Raw genomic sequence first — 22,025 nt, 5'->3', positions numbered from 1 at the left:
AGATACGAGCTTTATTTTTTTAGTTTAATTTGGGCTATACATAAGCTTCCGATAGGTGTTATATCACATATGAATGTTAAAGGTAATGAATGAAAAGAAGGTGATTTGTTAATATGTATAACCAACAAAATTATCCATATGATCAAACGATGTATTATAATCCACAACAATACGGATATGAACCTGATATCGAAGTTAGAGAGGTTGAACTAGAAGATTATAGACCAGATGATGCGGAAGATGCTCCAACGTCACCACCACCGTCACAAGCTCCGTCTTTACCATCCACATTTGCTTCTCCTGCACAAGCGGGCAATATGAAATCATGGATGTGTAACTGTTTAGGGAGATGGGGATATTTACGTTTACATCGTCCTGGTCCATTCGGAAGAGACTTATGGTTTTTTCCGACAGAAGTAAGAAGAAGTGGGGTATCCGGCTACACTTGGCAAGCTGGTCGCCGCCGCAAAGTAAGTTATCGATATCAACAAATTAGTAATTTTATGTGCTTCGCATAATAGGAAGTGAGAGAGTAGAATAATTTTACTCTCTCACTTTTTTATTTTTCAATATACGAAGTAAGATTTTAATTAAAAATTTACAATTTTCTAGTTTTTATTGAAGTATAATTCAAATGTTGGGTTGATTTACACAAATAATTGAGAGTGAGGGAATGCAATGTCAATAAAAAATAAGGTTGGCCGAAAAATAGAGGATGGCATTAATTTAGCTTCTGCTCAGTTTAAAGAAGATGCTTATGAGATTTATAAAGAATCGCGAAAAGTGCAACCTATTTTATTTGTTAATAAAGTCGAGATTGGTACAGAATGGCTCATTACAAGATATGAAGATGCCTTGCCGCTTTTAAAAGATAATCGCTTAAAAAAAGATCCAAATAATGTGTTTTCTAAAGATACAATGAACATGTTTCTTTCTGTTGACAATAGTGATCATTTAACAACACACATGTTAAATTCGGACCCACCTAACCACAGTCGTTTACGCTCTTTAGTTCAAAAAGCTTTTACACCGAAGATGATTTCACAATTAGACGGAAGAATTCAGAGAGTAGCGGATGATTTAATAAATGAGATAGAGCGAAAAGGTACATTAAATCTTGTGGATGATTATTCATTCCCATTACCGATTATTGTAATAAGTGAGATGCTTGGAATTCCAAAAGAGGATCAAGCGAAATTTAGGATTTGGTCGCATGCCGTCATTGCCTCCCCAGTAACACCAGAAGAAATAAAAGAAACTGGAAAGCAACTATCTGAATTTATTACATATCTTCAATATTTAGTTGATGTAAAACGACAAGATCCTAAAGAGGATTTGGTGAGTGCTTTAATACTTGTGGAAAGTGAGGGACATAAACTTAGTGCCCCGGAACTATACTCAATGATTATGTTACTTATCGTAGCGGGACACGAGACAACTGTGAATTTAATTACAAATACGGTATTAGCACTTCTCGAAAATCCTGATCAATTACAGTTATTAAAAGAAAATTCAAAACTAATTGATTCAGCTATAGAGGAAGGATTGCGATATTATTCTCCAGTTGAGGTTACAACTGCAAGATGGGCGGCTGAGCCGTTTCAAATTCACGATCAAACAATCCAAAAAGGAGACATGGTTATTATTGCATTAGCTTCAGCAAACCGTGATGAATCAGTATTTGAAAACCCAGAAGTATTCGATATTACAAGGGAGAATAACCGTCACATTGCCTTTGGACATGGTAGCCATTTCTGTTTAGGAGCACCACTTGCTAGGTTAGAAGCAAAGATTGCTATTACTACTTTGTTAAAGCGTTTGCCTTCGTTACAAATAAAAGGTAATCGTGAAGAAATTAACTGGCAAGGAAATTACTTAATGCGTTCTTTAGAGGAATTACCTTTGACTTTCTAGAATAGTTACATTAAGACATGCATACATCGAAAACGATTTACATAGAGTATGTATGTATTATTTAAATTCGAAACGGAAGGGTGAAAACATCCCAATGATCAACTAATTCTATTTGTAAGAGATCTTCGTTAAAAAACGAAATATTCTTCTGAATAGGATTAGTATGTGCATGTATAGAAAAGGGATGTATTTCGCGCTGCGAATATATAGTCTTTTCATATGATTTGTGCTGCCTCCTATTTAGAACACGAAATAGGAGGCTTTTTTATGTCGACGACTGCAGAAACGAATCAAAATCAGGGGGTATCACAAGTATTAAAAAATCGATTTGTGCAAGGAATTCTTGCTTCAGCATTATTTTTACAAATTGGAATATGGGTTCGGAACTTTGCAGTATTACTTTATGTTATGGAAATGACGAAAGGTGATGCTTTTGCAATTTCGATGATTTCAGTTGCCGAATTTGCACCGATTTTTATCTTCTCCTTTATTGGTGGGACCTTTGCGGATAGATGGAAGCCGAAGAAGACAATGATATGGTGTGAAACTTTAAGTTCTATATCAGTGTTCGCAGTATTGATCACTCTAATGTTTGGTACGTGGAAAATCGTGTTTTTTGTGACGCTCATATCTGCGATTCTTTCACAGTTTTCCCAACCATCCGGAATGAAATTATTTAAACAACATTTATCGACAGAACAAATTCAATTAGCCATGTCATTATATCAAACGATATTTGCAATATTTATGGTGTTAGGACCGATTATTGGAACATTTATTTTTCACAGCTTTGGAATCTATATTTCAATAATAATAACTGGTATCGCTTTTTTACTTGCTGCAGCTGTATTGTTATTTCTTCCGAAAGATCTTGAAAACGAAGCAGAGAAAAAAGAAATAACTCTATTGCAGGAAATGATTGATGGTATTCAATATGTAAAAAAGAAAAAAGCATTAACTTTGCTCGGTCTATGTTTTATGGCAGCTGGACTCGGTATAGGGCTTATCCAGCCGCTCGGAATATTTATTGTGACAGAACAACTAGGATTATCAAAAGAAAGTTTACAGTGGTTATTAACAGTAAATGGTGCAGGAATGATTGTTGGCGGAGCTTTAGCAATGATATTCGCGAAAAACGTGGCCCCGCAAAAGATGTTAATTGTAGGTATGCTCGGTCAGGCAATCGGAATTGGTATTATAGGCTATTCCACAAATTTATGGGTTACACTTACTGCACAACTTTTTAGCGGATTAGCTTTACCGTGCATTCAAATTGGGATTAATACGCTTATTATTCAAAATAGTGATACGGATTTTATTGGGCGCGTGAATGGTATTCTAAGTCCATTATTTACTGGTTCTATGGTAGTAACGATGAGTATTGCTGGAGCGTTAAAAGAAACCTTTTCTTTAAGTACAATGTATGAAGGGACAGCTCTATTATTTATAATTGGATTATTGTTTATTTTACCTATATATAATCTAAAGCCAGTTATAGCAGTAGAAAGTGAAATGAATGGTAAAGGAAGTGCTGTGCAACATGAATCCTAATCCAAACGTTAAATACCCAATTGAAGGAAATCAAAACGTTCATTTTATAAAAAACACAATAATGAAATCTAATATAATCGTTGGTGATTATTCTTACTATGATGCGAAGCATGGGGAAACATTTGAAGATCAAGTATTATATCATTATGAATTTATCGGGGATCGTCTCGTTATTGGTAAATTTTGTTGCATTGCGTCTGGAGTTACCTTTATTATGAACGGAGCGAATCATCGAATGGATGGATTTTCGGCATATCCATTTAATATTTTTAGGAATGGCTGGGAGAAATTCACACCACAGTTATCTGATCTGCCCTATAAAGGAGATACAGTGATTGGAAATGACGTTTGGGTTGGTATGGACACAACTATTATGCCTGGAATAAAAATAGGTGATGGTGCAATAATTGCAGCTAAATCTGTTGTGACTAAAGATGTCGCACCATATACAATTGTTGGTGGAAATCCTGCAAATAAAATAAAAGAGAGATTTTCAAATGCAATAATAGATGAATTATTGCAGATTCAATGGTGGAATTTTGACATTGAAAAAATAACCGAAAATGTTGATACTATTGTACGAGGGGATATAGAATCATTAAGAAAGCTAAAAAGAAAATAAAAAATGCATGCCAAAGAGTATCATACCCCCGAATTTTGTTAATGATAAAAAGAACAAGGAGGTGTGATACTATGGCACAAGATGTATTATGCGAAGTGAATAACTGTAAATTTTGGAGTAACGGTAATAAATGTAGTGCAGATGCAATTTATGTAGTTAGTCATAAAGGAAAACAAGCATCTACAACTGAAGAAACAGATTGCAAAACTTTCGATCCAGAAGTATAAATTTTTGAAGGGTAGCCAAATCGAGGTTGCCCTTTTATTAATTATAGTATTGATAATAAATCTCATTTTCATTCATTATTTTTTACTTTTCTTGTTATTTTTTATATTTTCTTCATAAGAGATATAATCCAATGTAATTCATGTTCAATACGTGATTTAGTAAATTCAACAACTTCTGTAATAAAAGGTGAGACAACGTCAAGGGATTGGATGGCTGTAAGTTGTTCTTGAAGCACGTTTTGGCGCGTAGTCAAAATTTCTTTTCTAGCCTCGTAATCAAGTTTTTCGAAGAGCGCGATACGCACAAGGAATTCAGTATTGTTTGTCGCAATTTTTTCAGGAAACTCTCTTAGCATTTCATAAAAAATTTCTTCGCCTGTTTCTGTTATTTCATATATATTTCGGTTTGGTTTTCCGACTTGTTGATGAATTTCTTTCATTATAGCCCCCATGTCCTCAAAACGTCGAAGCGCAGGATAAAGCATATTATGATTCAATTCAAAATTCCCGCCTAAGCGATTTTGAATATTTTTCTTTATTTCATAGCCGTGTTTTGGTCCTGTCGTTAATTCAGCTAGTAGTAAAATATCAACGTACATAGTAATCCCCCTAATATGTTTCTCAAGTTCTTATTTGAAAATTCCAGCTCTCTATATGTTAAAATAACATATGTTAGTCTATACATCTTTGTAAAGCCTACCTATCACTTTTATTGTAAAAGAAAAGGGAGGAAAGAACTATGACTTCACCTGAAAATGTTATTTTAGTTCATGAAATTTCAAAGCTAAAAACAAAAGAAGAGTTATGGAATCCTTATGATTGGTATCAGTATATGAGAGACAATCACCCTGTTTATTATGATGAAGAACAAGACGTATGGAATGTGTTTCTGTATGAGGATGTGAACCGTGTTCTATCAGATTTTCGCTTATTTTCTAGTAGAAGGGAACGTAGACAATTTTCAATACCACCTTTAGAAACGAAAATAAATATAAATTCTTCTGATCCCCCAGAACACCGTAATGTACGTTCAATAGTTTCGAAAGCATTTACTCCAAGAAGTTTAGAACAATGGAAACCTCGTATACAAACTATTGCAGATGAACTTGTAAAAAATATAGAAAAGTATGATGAAGTTAATATTGTTAATCAATTTGCTGCACCTTTACCTGTTACTGTTATATCAGATCTATTAGGAGTACCAACTACAGACCGTAAACAAATTAAAGAATGGTCTGATATTTTATTTATGCCGTATAGTAAAGAAAAGTTTAATGATCTGGACACGAAGAAAGGAGTTGCTTTAAATGAATTTAAAGCATACCTTCTTCCGATTGTCCAAGAAAAACGATATCACTTAACGGATGATATTATTTCAGATTTAATACGAGCGGAGTATGAAGAGGAAAGGTTAACTGATGAAGAAATTGTAACTTTTTCAATAGGACTTTTAGCTGCTGGGAATGAAACGACTACAAATTTAATTATTAATAGTTTTTATTGCTTTTTAGTGGATTCACCTGGAATTTATCAAGAATTAAGAGAAGAACCTAAATTAGTTGTAAAAGCAATTGAGGAAGTATTACGTTATCGCTTTCCAGTTACATTAGCTCGGAGGATTACAGAGGATACAAACATATTTGGTCCCTTAATGAAAAAGGATCAAATGATTGTTGCATGGGTTAGTGCAGCAAATTTAGATGAGAACAAATTCTCACATGCTTCTAAGTATAATTTACACCGCATAGGAAATGAAAAACATTTAACCTTTGGTAAAGGTCCGCACTTTTGTTTGGGGGCACCGCTTGCACGTTTAGAAGCTGAGATTGCATTAAGTACCTTTATAAATGCTTTCGAAAAAATAGAATTATCTCCATCTTATAATTTAGAAACATGTATATTGGAAAATGAGCAAACCTTAAAATACTTACCTATTCGCTTAAAAACTCAATAAAACGTTCAACAAGGTACATTGTATTGTACCTTGTTTTTTTATTTCTCAATTGTAAAATTTTAGTGTGTTTTATAGTATGGAGGTGTGTGAAAAAAGAGTAGAGGAGGATGCTTATGTTAACGTGCAATGGGAGTAAAACGTTTCAAATATTTATTAAAGCTGTAACTGATTTAATAGATGGTGATTTATTGGAAGAACAAATCGTGTGTGAAATTGAAACATTACTAGAAGAACTTTTAGAAAAGAAAACATGGCTTCCATTAGATAAACAGAAGGCGAATTCGGCTCAATATGCACGACACTTACTGTATGAAGATCCGTTAAAACGTTTTGAAGTATTAGCTCTCGTATGGAAAGATGGACAATCTACACCATTACATGATCATGATGGCACATGGGGAGTAGAAGGTGTTTTTTCAGGAAGGATAATGGTGCAGAACTTTGTTCAAACGAAGCAACTTGGAAATTCACTTTCTTATTTAACACATACAGGAAATCTTTATTTGGGAGAAGGCGAAACAGATAAAGTAATTCCACCAGCTGATTGTCATATTCTAGAAATATCCGAAAATGAAAGCGCAATCACTATTCATATATACGGAAAACGTTTAGAAAAGTTTAAAGTATATATACCAACAGAAGAAAAAAACGTATACATGTGTGAGACAAAATATATTAGTTATAATTCGTAGCTTAAAATCCAAAGCTTTTCTTTAAAAAGAACAGCTTTGGATTTTATTTTTAATTATTTCTTGACCTGAAACGCTTTTCATAAATTATAAATAAGGAGTGCTTCACGAGATTCGTATGAAAACGATACCTTTTATTTAATAAAAACTCGTGTATTTATAGAAAGTGGTGAAGAAATAATGAAATTAATCGCAATTGATCTAGATGGAACTCTTCTTTCAGGGAATAAAATGATTAGTAAAGAGAATGCAGAAGCAATTCGGAAATGTCAAGAAGCTGGCCATGTTGTAGCAATTTGTACAGGACGTTCTATTGTGGATATTGAACGACTTTTGTTAGAAGTTGATTTGGAGTGTCCGATTATTGCGGAAAATGGTGCACTTATATATAAAGATAAAAAAATGATGAAGAGATATCCAATTCAAAATATGCAGGCACTTGAGATTGTAGAATATCTTGAAGAGAATGGCTTGTATTATCAGCTTTATACTAATAAAGGTGTGTATGTACCGGATTATGGAGTAGAGAGTGTACGTAATGAAATCGAGTATGTGAGGAATGCAAAAGAAAATTTCGATTTGAAAGAGTTAGAAACGATTGCTGCATTATACCTTGAGCATACAGCATTTCATAGTACAGAAAGCTGTAAACCAATTGTAGAAATGGATATACATGTGCATAAACTTTTACCGTTTTCTTATGACATAGAGAAATTAAAAAAATTAAAAGAAACGTTTCTGCATAATACGGATTTAGCTATTACATCTTCCTATTGGCATAATTTAGAGATTAATCATCGAGATGCTCAAAAAGGAAATGGATTATATACTTTAGCAGAACATCTTAATATTCCAGTTGAAAACACTGTAGCAATAGGCGATGGCTTAAACGATGTTTCTATGATGGAGAAAGCAAATATATCAATTGCAATGGGAAATGCAGTTGAAGAAATAAAAGCGATGTGTCAATACGAAACGTTAACAAATGAAGAACATGGTGTCGCACATGCTTTATATAAATATGTAATGTAATAAAAAAAGAAAAAAAGAATCCAAATAGATTCTTTTTTTCTTTTTATTAGGGGTAAGGTATTCTATGAGATTCATAGAAGCCTTATTACACCTCATTATATAGAATATATTGGAATAAATGTTTATATTTTTCATGAAAGTTGTGAATTTTTTGTGAATTCTACGTTTATTGTATTTTTATACTGCTACTAGCAGCGCGTAACACTCCCATATTATTTTCTGTTTTTAATTGAAAAATAGAATTTGTTCGAATAATTATTCTACAGCTATATACCTAGGAGCACTTTCTTCGTATAATGAAGAAGTATGAATTTTGAATTTGTATAAATTTTACATATCGAGGTGAAAAAGGAATGAATGCGCGGCTAATGGAACTTATTGATGTGAGTACAATAGAAACCATGGCAGAACAATTTTATAAATTAACCAACATATCACATCAACTTCTTGATGCTGAAAACGAATGTATATTTTCATTTGGAATTAATGAAATGAAAGTATGTAAACTTCCCAAAATTGAAATCCCCCTTTTCTTATACAATCAATATTTAGGATCTTTTGTTGTATGGTCCAAACGAAGCGAAATTTTCAATTGTCAAAAATATTTTGAAATGCTTTCTAACCTCATTATAGCTGGGGTGAAAAAAGCAGTTCAAAGTAAAAATACATCGTTACTTTCTCGAAAAGAGGAAGAACTACATACGATCTTACAAAACATGCCTGTTATGGTGGATGCGCTTGACTATAATGGAGATTTTGTTTTGTGGAATCGAGAATGCGAGATTGTAACAGGTTATACTGCTGAAGAAATAATTGGGAATCCAAACGCTCTTCAATTACTGTATCCTGACCATAATTATCGCCATCAAATACAAAATAAATTTTTGACTCGTGGAAAAAATTTTAGAGATTGGGAAATGAGTTTAACATGTAAAAATGGTGAAATTAAAACGATAATGTGGTCCAATATATCTGAGCAGTTTCCTGTAACAGGATTTAGTTACTGGGCTGTTGGGGTAGATATTACACATTTAAAAGCGATAGAAGGGCAATTAAAACAACAAACCTCTGAATTAGAATTAATTTTTAAAGCTTTACCAGATTTATGTTTTTTAACAGAAGACGATGGGACAATTATAGATTATAAAGCAGGATCTCCTACAAAATTTTACGTACCCGCAGAAGCTTTTATGGGAAAAAAGTTTTACGAAATATTACCGTCTCCAGTAGCACAGCAATTTCAAGAAGCAATTCGCCAATTGAAAGAAGAAGGAAAGAATGTAATTGTAGAATACCCTCTAACAATTAATGAAAGTATCGATTTCTTTGAAGCTAGATGTTTACCATTATTACAAGATAAAATTATGATTGTTGTCCGCGATATTACAGAGCGGAAAAAGGCAGAAGAATTGCTAAATAAATCAGATACACTTGCGGCAATTGGTCAATTAGCAGCCGGTGTAGCACATGAAGTGAGGAACCCTTTAACTGTAATAAAAGGATTTATACAATTATTCCAAATTAACAAAGAGGATCAAGAAAAATATTTTAATCTTATGCTTTCTGAAATCGAGAGAATTGAAGCAATCCTTCAGGAATTTTTATCGATTGCTAAAACAGATGAAATCCCTACTGAGAAGAAAAATATTTGTCAAATATTCAAAAATGTTGTGTCGTTAATTAACACAAAAGCAATTATGACAAACATTCAAGTTGAGTTATTTACAGATTCCAAAGAGATGATTATTGAATGCTCTGAAAATCAATTAAAACAAGTATTTATTAATATTTTGCAAAATTCAATTGAAGCGATGCCAGATGGCGGGAAGATTTCAATTCATATTAAAGAAATGAATGAAGGTGGTATCATAATAGATGTAGTAGACGAAGGAATAGGGATACCAGAAGAAAGAATTAAGAGATTGGGTGAACCTTTTTATAGTACGAAAGAAAAAGGAACAGGAATCGGATTGATGCTAAGTTATAAAATCATTGAAAGTCACCATGGGACTATTAGTATTATGAGTGAGGTTGGCGCCGGGACAACTGTAACGATTTACTTACCAAAATTTCAAAATGAACCGTCCATATCAAAGAGTGAAGATAGATCCGTAACAATACGCTCTATATAACTCGTAAATAATTAAATACGCAATAACAAAGGGCTTAGTGAAAACTAAGCCCTTTGTTATTGCGTATTTTTAAATTTTATTTAGTAAACTTTACCTTTTCTTTACCATTGCTTAAATTTCTATTAAGTTTTAAACATTATATTAATATTCATACAACGTAATGTTTAAAAAATAATATTACTTACTATATGGAGACTACATATAGTAAGTAATGAAACGAAAGTGATGTAGGGAGGAGATTATAACAAGGTGAAAAAGCAAAAAAAGAAGAACGGTTGGCCAATACCAATACGGTTAAATATTTTATTCTTTTGTGTATTTTTATTATTTTCTGGAATTATAATCCAGTTAGGTAAAGTGCAAATTTTCGATGGAGAAACATATAAGAATGAAGTAGAAAAAAGAGAGAATGCAACTGTTAGTCTTACAGTACCACGTGGCAAAATTTATGACCGCGAAGGTAATCCAGTTGTTGACAATAAGTCTTTACGTACGATTACATATACAAAGGTGAAAGGTGTAAAATCGGAAGAAATGCTAAAAACTGCAAGACAACTTGCAGAAATAATTGAAATGCCGCAAGAAGATATAGATAAGTTAACCGAGACAGATAAGAAAGATTTTTGGATACAATTAAATCCAAAGGTTGCTCAAAATTTAGTATCTAAAAAAGAAATAGATAAGTTTAGAGAAAATGATATTGCCGGAAAAGAGCTAGATAAAAAAACTGAAGAGTTAAAGAGAAAACGAGTTTCAGATAAAAACCTTCAAGAATTAACAGCTCAAGATATAGAAGTGTTGGCTATTAAAAGTAAAATGACTTCAGGTTATCAAATGGCACCTCAAATTATTAAAAAAAATGTTAGTGAAAAGGAATATACTGTGATTAGTGAAAACTTAGCAAACCTCCCAGGGGTAGATGCATCAGTTGATTGGGAGCGTTTCTATGTTAATGATGGTTTATTCCGCTCGGTACTTGGAAATGTTTCGAATGCTGATGAAGGATTACCACGTGAACGATTAGATTATTATTTAGTGCGTGATTATAGCCGGAATGACAGGGTCGGGAAAAGTTACATCGAACAACAATATGAAGATGTACTTCATGGTACGAAGAAAGAAGTAAGAAGTCTTGCTGATAAACAAGATAATACGATTAGAACGGAAACAGTTTCCGAAGGGAAAAGCGGCAAGAATTTAACTTTAACAATAGATATGGAATTACAGAAAAAAGTTGAAGAGAGCATAGAAAAAATATTAAAGGCATACAAAGGTTCAGAATCGATGTTGGACCGTGCTTTCGTTGTAATGATGAATCCGAAAAATGGTCAAGTATTATCAATGGCTGGGAAAAAGTTAGTAGAAAAAGACGGGAAAACTGAAGTTGAAGATTACGCTTTAGGCACGATGACAAGTTCATATGAGCTTGGATCAACTGTGAAAGGTGCGACAGTGTTAACAGGGTTTGAAACAAAAGCTATAACACCAGGTACATACTTTTATGACGCACCTATGAAATTCAAAGGAACTAAGGAGAAAAAGTCTTGGAAAGAATTCGGAAATATTGATGATCTAAGAGCTTTACAAGTTTCTTCTAACGTCTATATGTTTAATACAGCATTAAAAATTGCAGGTGTGGATTATGTGAAAAATAGTTCACTAGATATTAAACAAGAATACTTTGATAAAATGAGATATTATTTCAGGCAATTCGGTTTAGGTGTTCCAACGGGCATTGATTTACCGAATGAAACAGCTGGACAAATAGGGAGAAAAGATAATCAGCCTGGTTTCTTATTAGACTTTTCCATTGGTCAGTATGATACGTATACACCACTTCAGCTTGCACAATATATTTCTACTATTGCAAATGGTGGGTATCGTATGAAACCACAAATTGTTCAAGAGATTAGAGAACAAACCGTGCAGAAAGATGAAATCGGCAAAGTGGTGCAATCAATAGAACCAGTTGTTTTAAATAGAGTGGATATGAAAGAAGATTATATAAATCAAGTAAAAGAAGGGTTTAGAAGAGTTTTCCAAGAAGGGGATGGAACGGGAGTAAGGGCGTTTCAAAAAGCATCATATAAACCTGCTGGTAAAACAGGAACCGCACAGACTGTATATGGTGGAGAAAGTAATATTGGCAGAAATGATAAAGGTGAACGTAGAGAATGCTATAATTTAACATTAGCGGGATATGCGCCTTATGATGATCCAGAAGTAGCATTTTCCGTTGTAGTACCATGGGTTATAAATGATAAGTCTGGTATTAACTCTGATATTGGAAAAGAAGTTTTAGATGCTTATTTTGATTTAAAAAATAAGCGATTAACTGGCGAAGCACCAAAAATAGATGACTCTAAAGAGAATTAAAATATACGAAATGTCTCTAGCATTTATATGAACTAGAGACGTTTTTACATACGAATAGATTAGAAATGAGGTATATATGAAGCAATTGATTCTAAAAGATTGGAGAAAAATATGTAGCTATATTTTAATTATAATAGGAATTATTATTATTAATAAGTCATTTTTATTTTGTATGGTAGAAGGAATTTCGATGCAACCTACTTTGAATGAAAATAATCGCATACTAGTTAATAAGGCTAGTGTCTATTTTTCTTCTTTTCATCATGGTGATGTTGTAATAATAAAAAAAGAAGACGAGCCTACATACTACGTGAAACGAATTATTGGATTACCAGGGGATAACATACAATTAAGAAACGATGTGGTATATATTAACGGTAAAAAGCGAGATGAGTTGTATATACAGTTAGATATGTCACAAGTATCAAATCATTTTTCAAACTTTAGAGAAATGAAAGTTCCCTCGCATAAATTATTTGTATTAGGTGATAATCGAAATCATAGTAAAGATAGTAGGAATACACTTGGACTTATCGATGAGTCACATGTAATAGGTAAAGTGAAAATGGTATATTATCCATTTGATCAAATAAAATGGTTAAAATAATTCTATTAACTATTCACGTTTTATAAAATAATTCATATATTGATAGCATAGGACAAGCAGAAAAGCTTATCCTAACCTCACAGAACACTCCTTATCACAGTTAGGCATCTACTTATGTAGATGCCTTTTCCGATGACTGATAATTATTTATCAACCTAAAGTAGTAAGCATATTGGGACTATTAGAGGAAGATTGCTTGTAATAATAACAGTACGATTAATAAGAACATTGAATTGTAAGGAGTGAGAAATACGTGTTGAATATTTTAATAGTTAATTTTCCTGCAGAGGGACATGTAAATCCTACATTAAGTTTAGTAAAGGCCTTTACTGAAAGAGGAGATAACGTACACTATATTACAACGGAAAACTTTAAGGAAAGGCTTGAAGTTTTGGGGGCTATTGTACATACTCATCCGGATTTATTAAAGGAGATTTCTATTGATAATGAAACTTCATATGGATTAAAATCTTTCTTTCATGTACATGTTCAAACTTCTTTATATATATTAGAAATTACGAAAGAATTATGTAAAAGCATAAATTTTGATTTCGTAGTTTATGATATATTTGGTGCCGGAGAGTTAGTAAAGGAATATTTACAAGTTCCAGGCATAGTTTCCTCTCCTATATTTTTAATTCCACCAGAATTATTGGAAACCTTGCCTTTTCATCCAAATGCAGAAATACAATTCCAACCCGATGAACTCTCTGAAAAGTTACTGTATCAAATGGAACATGAATTTGGAGTAAAGCCCAAAAATAATCTTCAATTTATGCATAATAAGGGAGATATTAGTCTCGTGTATACAAGTCGTTATTTTCAACCTAATAGCGATTCGTTCGGAGAAAACAATGTTTTTATTGGACCGAGTATTATAAAGCGCAAAACAAATGCAACGTTTCCACTTGAATTGCTTTCAAAAAAGAAAGTTATTTATATTTCAATGGGAACACTTCTTGAAGGGCTCGAACCATTTTTTAATACTTGTATTGATGCTTTTTCAAATTTCGAAGGGATTGTAGTAATGGCGATCGGTGATAGAAATGATATTTCAAAAATTAAGCAAACGCCAGACAACTTTATTATAGCCCCTTACGTACCTCAATCAGAAATATTAAGTGAAGCAGATGTTTTTATTACACATGGTGGAATGAATAGTGTGCACGATGCAATTTATTACAATGTCCCATTTGTGATAATACCGCATGATAAAGATCAACCTATGATAGCGCAAAGATTAACTGAGCTTGAGGCAGCACATAGATTATTGAAAGAGCATGTTAATGTGCAAACTTTAAAAGAGGCGGTAACAGACGTTCTTTCAAATAAAAAGTATAAACATGGCATTCGAAAACTGAATGAAAGTTTTTTAGAGTGTGGTGGTTCCGAAAGAGCCATTGCAGTTATTGATGCTCTTTTAAATAAATAGTTCGGACAATATAAAAGCATAGAGGATCTACCTTTATGCTTTTATATTATTATCCAGCAAATTGTACAGCAGTATTTGCATGTAAAAAAGCAGTATCAAAAACAGGAACAGTAAGGTCATTTTGGGAAATAAGCAATGGTATTTCAGTACAGCCTAGTAATATACCTTCCGCACCGTTTTGAATTAATGAATTGGTAATTTGTATTAGTTTCTCCCTTGAAGTTTCTGAAATAATGCCTCTACTTAATTCGTTTAATATGACGTGATGGATAAAAGTTCTTTCTTCGTCATTTGGGATAATTGTCTCAATGTTATATTTTGCTAGTCGTGATGTATAGAAATCTTGTTCCATCGTTTGTTTTGTTCCTAATAGTCCGATACGTTTTATATTCTGTTCTACCATTTCTGTAGCACTTACATCACCGATATGAAGAAGTGGGATTGATATTGCTTGTTCTACTTCCTCAGCAAATAGATGTACAGTATTAGAACACATTAGTAAACATTCAGCTCCAGATTTTTCTACCTTTTTGGCTACTGTGACTAATTCATTTTTCACTTCTTCATATTGATGATTTTGTAATAATGTAGTTACCTCACCAAAGTCCATGCTATATAAAACAAGCTTCGCATTTTGATCATATTGAGAGAGGGTTAGTGTATTTATATGTTTATAGTATAACGATGTTGATTCCCAACTTAGTCCGCCAATTAGGCCAATAACTTTCATCATGTATTCCTCCCGTAACAATTTTGAATTCATTATTTCATAATTCCTATAAGAATACAATGATTTAGAAGAACTATTTATAGAAAAATAAAAATATTAAGAAAAGTGTTGAATTTTTTAATTGTTAGTGCCATAATACAGATTACAAATACATACTTATCCAGAGAGGTAGAGGGAACGGCCCTACGAAGCCTCAGCAACCCCTATGTAAATGCATAGGAAGGTGCTAATTCCGCAGAGGACATTTATATGTCTTTTGAAAGATAAGAGGATTCTTGTACGTGAAAGAAAATGACCTCTTAATTTAAGGGGTCATTTTTTGTTGTATAGAAAGGAAGTGTCGATGCATAATTCATTTTCAAAATAAATATAGAGTATTAAAAGCGGGATAATAGGAGAGGAGAATTGTAATGAACAAATTAACGACAAAACTAGTAGTAGCAATCGGAATTGGAGCAGCTTTATACGGGGTATTAGGGCTTTGGGGATTTTCTATCGCACCCAATACATTTGTTAAACCAGCATTGGCTATATTAACAGTTTTTGGTGCGTTATTTGGCCCAGTGGCAGGACTATTAATAGGGCTTATTGGTCATACCGTTACAGATACAATCGCTGGTTGGGGTATTTGGTGGGGATGGGTGTTTAGTTCGGGGATTATCGGATTTTCAATGGGTCTTATACAAAAAAGAACTGGTTTCAGTGTAAAAAATGGAGCGTATAATAACCGTGATATTTCTTATTTTGCAATAGCGGGGTTAGTTGGAATTGTCATTGCCATTATATTTGCTGGTGCATTCGATATTATTGTGATGGGAGAACCGTTTGACAAAATCGTTATACAAGTACTAGGAGCAACCATTTCAGACATTATCGTATTTTTAGTTCTTGGATTACCAATCACGATTGGTCTAGCTAAAGCAAATAAGAAACATACACATTTAAAAATTGAAAAGTAGGGATGTATACATGCAACCAATTATATCTTTTGAACAATTTACCTTTCAATATGGGCATGCCGCACAGCCTACTTTAAAAGAAATTACATTTCATATATATCCAGGGGAAAAGGTACTAATAGCTGGAAGAAGTGGTTCAGGTAAGTCAACATTAGCTCATTGTATTAATGGGCTAATCCCATTTTCTTACGAAGGGATTAGTACTGGTAATATTTTAATAGCTGGAAAGGATCCGAGAGAGGGAAGTATTTTTGAACAGAGTAAACATGTAGGAACAATATTACAAGATCAAGATTCACAATTTATTGGTCTTACTGTCGAAGAAGATGTAGCATTTTCATTAGAAAACGAATGTATAAATCAAAATGAAATGAAAAAAATTGTTAATGATTCTTTAAAAAAAGTAAACATGCAGAATTTTCATGCACAAAGTCCTCATGAATTATCAGGAGGTCAAAAACAGACAGTCTCTCTTGCAGGTCTGCTAACGACAAATGCAGATATATTATTATTTGATGAACCGTTAGCTAACTTAGATCCAGCAAGTAGTTTGAATACTATAGAACTCATTAAAGATATTCATGAGAAATATAATAAAACAATTGTAATTATTGAACATCGAATAGAAGAAATTTTAAACCTTGATTTAGACAAAATTATTTTAATCGATGAAGGAGAAATTGTTGCGATGGGTTCACCGGATAAAATATTAGCATCTAATATATTACCAAATATCGGGCTAAGAGAACCTATTTATATAGAAGTTCTAAAGAAATTAAATTTTGTCAATAACAATAACCTGTTGTTCCCAATTGAAAATCTTTGTAATGAAAAAGTTAATAGCGTAATGAAGAATTGGATGCAGAAACAAGTTTCATTTGAAGACACACATAAAAATAGAGAAGTATGTCAAATAGAAAATTTATCATTTTCGTATAATAATAAACATATAGCATTAGAAGATATAAACCTTTCAATAAGAGAAGGTGAAATAGTAGCATTATTGGGTCATAATGGAGCAGGTAAATCGACATTAGCTCATAGTCTAATAGGAATAAATAAAACAAAAAATGGGAGAATTACATTCGCTGGAGAAAACATAAATACGTGGTCTATCCGTAAACGTGGCGAAGTTATTTCGTATGTTATGCAAAACCCAAATCATATGATTACACAACGTACTGTTTTAGAGGAGGTTTCATTCACATTAAAATTAAAAAAGGTTTCTAAAGAAGAAATTAGTAGTAGAGTGGAAGTTGTTTTGAAAATTTGTGGATTATACCCATTTCGTAATTGGCCAATTCAGGCATTAAGCTACGGGCAAAAAAAGAGACTAACTATTGCTTCTGTACTTACAACAAACCCAAAACTTATTATATTAGATGAGCCGACAGCTGGGCAAGATTACTACCATTACAAACAGTTTATGTCGTTTATAAGAACATTGGCTGAAAAGGGCATATCCTTTATTTTTATCACACACGATATGAATCTTGCTTTAGAATACGCAGATCGAGCGGTAGTTCTGCATGAAGGGAAAATCATTGCGGACAATACTGTATCCGCTGTATTAGGGGATCAAGGAACGTTACAAAGAGCTAATCTACGGGAGATTTCATTAATAAAACTAGCTAAATTAAGCGGAATTCCAACTCCAGAAAAGTTTGTGAAACTTTATATTGAGGCTAATAGGAGGGAGGAATATGCATAATACGTATTTTCATCGTATGGATGGTGCAATTAAATTATCTTTATTTATATTTTGTATGACACTTACTTTTTTATTTTTTGATTTTCGTATATTGCTAATTTTATTTATTATTGGATGTATCGGCCTCTTAATTGCAAAAATTCAATTGCGTAAAATTATAGTTGTTTTCAGCGTTATATTTACATTTAGTTTATTAAATTCCGTTATGATTCTTTTCATTACGCCCACCCATGGATCGAAATTAACGGGAACGTATACCTCTTTTTTTCATATAGGTTATGCAACAATTACATATGAAACTTTATTTTATGCCGCTACACTTTCATTGAAATATTTTACGTTATTACCATTTACACTTCTTTTTATTTATACAACTCATCCAAGTGAATTTGTCAGCAGCTTAAATAAATTTACCATTCCTTATAAAATTACATATGCAATAAATATTGCACTGCGTTATATACCAAACATTCAATCTGAATATATAATCATTAAACATGCACAGGAGGCAAGAGGCGTACCTTTTGAAAAGGGAGAAGCAAGTTTATGGATTCTTATGAAAAATCGTATTTTGATTTTTTGGCCACTTATTATTCATTCTTTAGAAAGAATTGATACGGTTTCAAATGCAATGGATTTAAGAGGGTTTGGAAAGAAAGACAAACGTACGTGGTACTATGCAAAGAATGCTCAAAAAGTAGATTACATCACTCTTTTTGTTGGTATTATCATTTTAATTATTGCAGTGTACTTAAAAGTAAATGTATTCAAGAGTTTCTGGTACCCATTTTAAAGCACTCTCAATAGAGTGCTTTTACTAATTTTATGAAGACATGCTCAAAAAAGGGAGATACACATACTGTATAATACGAACCAGTTAAAATGATCAACTACCTATTAGTTTTCAAACCAAAAGGAGGAAAAAATATGAGTTTCGGCGGTTCTTGTGGTTTTGGTGGAGGTTTCGCATTATTAGTTGTGTTATTTATTTTATTAATTATTGTTGGATGTAGCTGTTGGAGCTAAGGATACTAATTTCTAATTAATCTCTACAAAATGTAAACTTTAAAAAACATAGCAGATACTTTTTGTATCGAAATAAATGAAAAAGGAGCTTAATAGCTCCTTTTTCATTTATTATACGAAATCTCTTCATTACTGTATTTAGGTAATGTGATAGTTAAAGTAGTTCCTTTATTTATAACACTTCGGATTTTCAATGTGCCTCGCATCGTTTCGATAATTTTCACAGCAACCATCGTACCTAAACCAGTACCTTTCGTTTTTGTACTAAAATACGGTTCGCCAAATCGATTAATTTGCTCTTGCGACATTCCAATTCCACTATCTTGAATCCTTATTATGACCGTATTATTACTAACAGTTGCAGAAATAATTAGATTACCGCCACATGGCATTGCTTCTATACTGTTTTTTATTAAATTTAAAAAACATTGATGGAAATGCTGTGTATTACCAATAATTGTTCCCGCTGAGAACTCTTTTGTAATATTAATATTATTCATGTTACAAAAAGGCAACATCATATTAATAACCCGAGTTAACTCGTGCTCCACTGAAATATGATCTAGTTTTTCTGAAGCCGGTTTGGCAAAAGTTAAGTAATCATCAATAATTGCTTGTGCACGATTTAACTCTTCAAGAATATGTTCAATATACTCATCTCTGGATTGTTGAGTTATATTTGGTGTTTTTAAAAGTTGTGTAAATCCTTTTACAACAGTCAATGGATTCCTTACTTCATGTGAAATACTTGCAGCGAGTTGGCTGACAATCTCCATTTTTTCAACTTTTATTAATTTTGATCGCATGAATATTGCATCTTTTAAAACTTCATTAAAATAGACCATAAATAATATTAAAATAGTGGGTAATAGAATGAAATAAATAATGTACAAATTATTCACTTCAAAATCTGATAGAGTTAAAACAATTACAGTTGTAAATATTGCAAGGAAAAAAGTTAAAAACATAGATGAAGCTACTTTCGTTTTCCGATTGTATGTTTTAAATTTTGATGATGCGAATGCTGTAATTATTAACATCGTTCCATAAACAATGATTGTTAACAGGCTAAAACCATAAAACATAAAACGTGTAATTAATAAAATCATGAGTAATGCAATACCGACAGGAAATCCACCATAAAGTGTACCAATTAAAAAGGGGATTTGTCTTAAATCATGAATACAATTTTCATCCATATAGATAGGGTACCGCATACATAAAATTAGTGGGATGCTCGTACAAAGAATGATAAGTAGTTTCTTATATTTCTTCCCGAAGTACCCACTATCATAAATAAAGTAAAAAACAAAAATACTGCTTAAAATATAAAGAAGATTATTTAAAACATTTTGATTAATGTAAACAAAGTTCATAATACATGCCCCGTTATCCTGAATTTCAATCCCATATGTATTATACATTATAAAAGTACAAGTTTTACATGTACTTTTATAATGTATGTAGTTTTTATAGCTTTTCAGCGTTATAGACTTTTAACCATGCATTATTAAACTCTTCCATTGACGCATAGCGCTTACTACGATTTTCATTTACAGCACGGTATGCTACTTCATATAATCCTTCGCCAGCTTCCCATTTTATAAAGGAACGATCTTGCCCGCCACCTAAAAGTGCAAAAGCTATAGCCCCCATATTAAATACGTTTGTTTTTCCATCTATTATAGAGTTAAGTTGAAACTCTTCAGGTGACATAAAACGAGATGATCCCCACAGTCGCCCCATCTTATTTACATACGGTGTGTTACTGTATAAATCAATATCACAAATTTTTGTTTCATTAGTTTTAAAGTTGTATAAAATACTACCGTCATAAAAATCAATAGCTACATAGTGTTTGTGTTCAACGTAAGTATGGAAATTTAAAATAGAATTTAATGAAATCAGTCTGTCTTTAACGGATAATTTCTTATATTTATAAAATGGTGAATTAGGATCATTGTATTTTGCTGGGGGTGGGAAACTCCAGTGCGGGTGAAGACATTCACCGTCAAACCAATCAAAAATTAAAACATATCCATGTTGTAAAGGGTAGTGATCAATTAAATTTATAAGAGAAACGTGTTTTAATTCATTGTATATAGTAACTGAGTTTTTTAATCTTTTTATAGCTTCATTTGTAGAAGCATTATATGCGAGTGTTTGTGCCCCTGCATATTTAATAAACTTCTTTTTCCCATTCTTTTCAACACCGAAACTTATATTACCGGAATCTTGTTGGTCAAAAACTGCAAATACTGTTCCTAGTTTCGTAAGCCAATCAAAATTATGATAATTTTTTAGTTGGAATGTGACAGTATTTAATTGAATTTCAACTGGAATATCTTTCATGATTCACCTCATATTTAGTATAATTAAGTTGTCTATTATAATATTCGACATATTTTGTAAAATCCCTATGTTAATAAAATTAAATTTTATAAATATAATGATGTATAGTTATAAGGAGGAAAGAAAATGGATGGAAAAATCTTAATTAAACCGTACGAACATTATTGGCATACAGAGTTTTTAAATGAAAAAAATAAAATTGTGCCGTTACTAAATGAAGAAATTATTGCTATTGAACATATAGGAAGCACGGCCGTAGAAGGATTAGGGGCTAAACCTCTTATTGATATGATGATTGGCGTAACAAATTTACAAATTACCGAAAATTGGAGGGAACCCCTAGCGGAAATTGGCTATGAATATGTTCCAAAAGAAACACTTAATTGGCGTTTTTTTAGAAAAGGGAAATGGAGAGCGGGTAGTCATCATTTGCATGTTTATATTTATAATAGTGAGGAATGGAAGAACAACCTATTATTTCGAGAATTTCTAAAAAATCATGAGTGGGCACGTGAAGAATATAGAAAATTAAAAGAGAAACTTGCTGCTACATATCCTTTTGATCGTGTTTCATATACAAATGCAAAAGCACCGTTTATTTGCAACATATTAAAATTGGCCAAAAAGGATATAAACAAAATATAAGTAATTTGCAGATTCTCATTTTATTTTAATCTTTCTCTCATGTTATTCTCTCTTTTGCTTGATACA

Annotated in this window: 21 protein-coding genes and 1 riboswitch; of the genes, 17 read left to right on the top strand and 4 right to left on the bottom strand. The window is 32.3% G+C overall.

Translation table 11 applies throughout. From position 1 onward, the window contains the following. Positions 1-113 precede the first annotated feature (113 nt). From MHI07_RS12580 to MHI07_RS12560, 5 genes are all read left to right on the top strand, one after another. Positions 114-518, top strand: a complete 405-nt coding sequence (locus MHI07_RS12580; protein ID WP_002110206.1) for a hypothetical protein — start codon at positions 114-116, stop codon at positions 516-518. A 160-nt stretch (positions 519-678) separates the two neighbouring features. Next, positions 679-1,914, top strand: a complete 1,236-nt coding sequence (locus MHI07_RS12575; RefSeq protein ID WP_215581954.1) for a cytochrome P450 family protein — start codon at positions 679-681, stop codon at positions 1,912-1,914. Between the two features lie 267 nt (positions 1,915-2,181). Beyond that, complete coding sequence (locus MHI07_RS12570; protein WP_215581952.1) at positions 2,182-3,465, top strand: MFS transporter; 1,284 nt, start codon at positions 2,182-2,184, stop codon at positions 3,463-3,465. Continuing rightward, positions 3,455-4,087 (top strand): Vat family streptogramin A O-acetyltransferase, encoded by a 633-nt coding sequence (locus MHI07_RS12565; protein ID WP_340824109.1) that lies wholly within the window; start codon positions 3,455-3,457, stop codon positions 4,085-4,087. Before MHI07_RS12570 ends, MHI07_RS12565 begins: the two co-directional genes overlap by 11 nt. A gap of 71 nt (positions 4,088-4,158) precedes the next feature. Next, entirely contained in the window at positions 4,159-4,314 is a 156-nt protein-coding gene (locus tag MHI07_RS12560) for a DUF1540 domain-containing protein (protein ID WP_215581948.1), read from the top strand. Positions 4,315-4,415: 101 nt separating this feature from the next. Here MHI07_RS12560 and MHI07_RS12555 read toward each other — a convergent pair whose 3' ends face one another. Beyond that, the gene (locus MHI07_RS12555; RefSeq protein WP_215581946.1) at positions 4,416-4,913 is read right to left on the bottom strand and encodes a PadR family transcriptional regulator; all 498 of its coding nucleotides are present in this window, start codon (positions 4,911-4,913) and stop codon (positions 4,416-4,418) included. Positions 4,914-5,053: 140 nt separating this feature from the next. On the opposite strand from MHI07_RS12555, the gene MHI07_RS12550 reads away from it, so the two are divergent. The 7 genes from MHI07_RS12550 (at position 5,054) to MHI07_RS12520 (ending at position 14,536) form a co-directional block, all read left to right on the top strand. After that, positions 5,054-6,268, top strand: coding sequence for a cytochrome P450 (locus tag MHI07_RS12550; RefSeq protein WP_215581944.1), 1,215 nt, complete (start codon positions 5,054-5,056; stop codon positions 6,266-6,268). A gap of 113 nt (positions 6,269-6,381) precedes the next feature. Continuing rightward, positions 6,382-6,960, top strand: a complete 579-nt coding sequence (locus MHI07_RS12545; RefSeq protein WP_340824103.1) for a cysteine dioxygenase family protein — start codon at positions 6,382-6,384, stop codon at positions 6,958-6,960. Positions 6,961-7,137: 177 nt separating this feature from the next. Next, positions 7,138-7,989 (top strand): Cof-type HAD-IIB family hydrolase, encoded by an 852-nt coding sequence (locus MHI07_RS12540; RefSeq protein ID WP_002085231.1) that lies wholly within the window; start codon positions 7,138-7,140, stop codon positions 7,987-7,989. Positions 7,990-8,342: 353 nt separating this feature from the next. Further along, on the top strand, positions 8,343-10,121 hold the full coding sequence (locus MHI07_RS12535; RefSeq protein ID WP_340824100.1) for an ATP-binding protein: 1,779 nt from the start codon (positions 8,343-8,345) through the stop codon (positions 10,119-10,121). A 249-nt stretch (positions 10,122-10,370) separates the two neighbouring features. Next, complete coding sequence (locus MHI07_RS12530; protein WP_340824098.1) at positions 10,371-12,497, top strand: peptidoglycan D,D-transpeptidase FtsI family protein; 2,127 nt, start codon at positions 10,371-10,373, stop codon at positions 12,495-12,497. A gap of 76 nt (positions 12,498-12,573) precedes the next feature. Continuing rightward, positions 12,574-13,104, top strand: coding sequence for a signal peptidase I (gene lepB, locus MHI07_RS12525; RefSeq protein ID WP_097829317.1), 531 nt, complete (start codon positions 12,574-12,576; stop codon positions 13,102-13,104). A gap of 253 nt (positions 13,105-13,357) precedes the next feature. Next, a complete protein-coding gene (locus MHI07_RS12520; protein ID WP_340824095.1) occupies positions 13,358-14,536 on the top strand; it encodes a macrolide family glycosyltransferase in 1,179 nt (392 codons plus the stop codon). A 49-nt stretch (positions 14,537-14,585) separates the two neighbouring features. Here the strand turns inward: MHI07_RS12520 and MHI07_RS12515 are convergent, their stop codons facing one another. After that, positions 14,586-15,269 (bottom strand): aspartate/glutamate racemase family protein, encoded by a 684-nt coding sequence (locus MHI07_RS12515; protein ID WP_215581936.1) that lies wholly within the window; start codon positions 15,267-15,269, stop codon positions 14,586-14,588. A gap of 150 nt (positions 15,270-15,419) precedes the next feature. Further along, a riboswitch (SAM riboswitch) is annotated at positions 15,420-15,536 on the top strand. Positions 15,537-15,676: 140 nt separating this feature from the next. Between MHI07_RS12515 and MHI07_RS12510 the strand changes: the two genes are divergently transcribed. From MHI07_RS12510 to MHI07_RS12495, 4 genes are all read left to right on the top strand, one after another. Continuing rightward, positions 15,677-16,225, top strand: coding sequence for an ECF-type riboflavin transporter substrate-binding protein (locus MHI07_RS12510; protein WP_340824090.1), 549 nt, complete (start codon positions 15,677-15,679; stop codon positions 16,223-16,225). 10 nt (positions 16,226-16,235) lie between these two features. Next, entirely contained in the window at positions 16,236-17,936 is a 1,701-nt protein-coding gene (locus MHI07_RS12505; protein WP_340824087.1) for a DUF3744 domain-containing protein, read from the top strand. Further along, on the top strand, positions 17,929-18,729 hold the full coding sequence (locus MHI07_RS12500) for an energy-coupling factor transporter transmembrane component T family protein (RefSeq protein WP_340824084.1): 801 nt from the start codon (positions 17,929-17,931) through the stop codon (positions 18,727-18,729). The genes MHI07_RS12505 and MHI07_RS12500 overlap by 8 nt, the downstream gene beginning before the upstream one ends. 134 nt (positions 18,730-18,863) lie before the next feature. Next, complete coding sequence (locus tag MHI07_RS12495) at positions 18,864-18,962, top strand: YjcZ family sporulation protein (protein ID WP_000007808.1); 99 nt, start codon at positions 18,864-18,866, stop codon at positions 18,960-18,962. Positions 18,963-19,066: 104 nt separating this feature from the next. Here the strand turns inward: MHI07_RS12495 and MHI07_RS12490 are convergent, their stop codons facing one another. Both MHI07_RS12490 and MHI07_RS12485 read right to left on the bottom strand, forming a co-directional pair. Continuing rightward, a complete protein-coding gene (locus tag MHI07_RS12490; protein WP_340824083.1) occupies positions 19,067-20,386 on the bottom strand; it encodes a HAMP domain-containing sensor histidine kinase in 1,320 nt (439 codons plus the stop codon). Positions 20,387-20,432: 46 nt separating this feature from the next. Continuing rightward, positions 20,433-21,314 carry a serine/threonine protein kinase gene (locus tag MHI07_RS12485; RefSeq protein ID WP_215581925.1) on the bottom strand — a complete coding sequence of 294 codons (882 nt, stop codon included), beginning with the start codon at positions 21,312-21,314 and terminating at the stop codon, positions 20,433-20,435. A 126-nt stretch (positions 21,315-21,440) separates the two neighbouring features. Between MHI07_RS12485 and MHI07_RS12480 the strand changes: the two genes are divergently transcribed. Beyond that, positions 21,441-21,959, top strand: a complete 519-nt coding sequence (locus MHI07_RS12480) for a GrpB family protein (protein WP_340824080.1) — start codon at positions 21,441-21,443, stop codon at positions 21,957-21,959. The last annotated feature ends 66 nt before the right edge of the window (positions 21,960-22,025 follow it).

The sequence above is a fragment of the Bacillus sp. FSL H8-0545 genome (assembly GCF_038006105.1).
In the GTDB taxonomy this organism is placed as follows: Bacteria; Bacillota; Bacilli; order Bacillales; family Bacillaceae_G; genus Bacillus_A; species Bacillus_A cereus_U.
The sequence above is the reverse complement of the archived record's forward strand: the minus strand, read 5'-3'. Positions and strand labels throughout refer to the sequence as shown.

What these genes read in the sequence shown, in the direction of transcription:
- MHI07_RS12485 (WP_215581925.1), bottom strand. Translation starts at nt 21,314, where the DNA reads ATGAAAGATATTCCAGTTGAAATTCAATTAAATACTGTCACATTCCAA.
- MHI07_RS12540 (WP_002085231.1), top strand. Translation starts at nt 7,138, where the DNA reads ATGAAATTAATCGCAATTGATCTAGATGGAACTCTTCTTTCAGGGAAT.
- MHI07_RS12560 (WP_215581948.1), top strand. Translation starts at nt 4,159, where the DNA reads ATGGCACAAGATGTATTATGCGAAGTGAATAACTGTAAATTTTGGAGT.
- MHI07_RS12500 (WP_340824084.1), top strand. Translation starts at nt 17,929, where the DNA reads ATGCATAATACGTATTTTCATCGTATGGATGGTGCAATTAAATTATCT.
- MHI07_RS12555 (WP_215581946.1), bottom strand. Translation starts at nt 4,913, where the DNA reads ATGTACGTTGATATTTTACTACTAGCTGAATTAACGACAGGACCAAAA.
- MHI07_RS12535 (WP_340824100.1), top strand. Translation starts at nt 8,343, where the DNA reads ATGAATGCGCGGCTAATGGAACTTATTGATGTGAGTACAATAGAAACC.
- lepB (WP_097829317.1), top strand. Translation starts at nt 12,574, where the DNA reads ATGAAGCAATTGATTCTAAAAGATTGGAGAAAAATATGTAGCTATATT.
- MHI07_RS12565 (WP_340824109.1), top strand. Translation starts at nt 3,455, where the DNA reads ATGAATCCTAATCCAAACGTTAAATACCCAATTGAAGGAAATCAAAAC.
- MHI07_RS12480 (WP_340824080.1), top strand. Translation starts at nt 21,441, where the DNA reads ATGGATGGAAAAATCTTAATTAAACCGTACGAACATTATTGGCATACA.
- MHI07_RS12510 (WP_340824090.1), top strand. Translation starts at nt 15,677, where the DNA reads ATGAACAAATTAACGACAAAACTAGTAGTAGCAATCGGAATTGGAGCA.
- MHI07_RS12570 (WP_215581952.1), top strand. Translation starts at nt 2,182, where the DNA reads ATGTCGACGACTGCAGAAACGAATCAAAATCAGGGGGTATCACAAGTA.
- MHI07_RS12575 (WP_215581954.1), top strand. Translation starts at nt 679, where the DNA reads ATGTCAATAAAAAATAAGGTTGGCCGAAAAATAGAGGATGGCATTAAT.
- MHI07_RS12495 (WP_000007808.1), top strand. Translation starts at nt 18,864, where the DNA reads ATGAGTTTCGGCGGTTCTTGTGGTTTTGGTGGAGGTTTCGCATTATTA.
- MHI07_RS12515 (WP_215581936.1), bottom strand. Translation starts at nt 15,269, where the DNA reads ATGATGAAAGTTATTGGCCTAATTGGCGGACTAAGTTGGGAATCAACA.
- MHI07_RS12490 (WP_340824083.1), bottom strand. Translation starts at nt 20,386, where the DNA reads ATGTATAATACATATGGGATTGAAATTCAGGATAACGGGGCATGTATT.
- MHI07_RS12505 (WP_340824087.1), top strand. Translation starts at nt 16,236, where the DNA reads ATGCAACCAATTATATCTTTTGAACAATTTACCTTTCAATATGGGCAT.
- MHI07_RS12545 (WP_340824103.1), top strand. Translation starts at nt 6,382, where the DNA reads ATGTTAACGTGCAATGGGAGTAAAACGTTTCAAATATTTATTAAAGCT.
- MHI07_RS12550 (WP_215581944.1), top strand. Translation starts at nt 5,054, where the DNA reads ATGACTTCACCTGAAAATGTTATTTTAGTTCATGAAATTTCAAAGCTA.
- MHI07_RS12580 (WP_002110206.1), top strand. Translation starts at nt 114, where the DNA reads ATGTATAACCAACAAAATTATCCATATGATCAAACGATGTATTATAAT.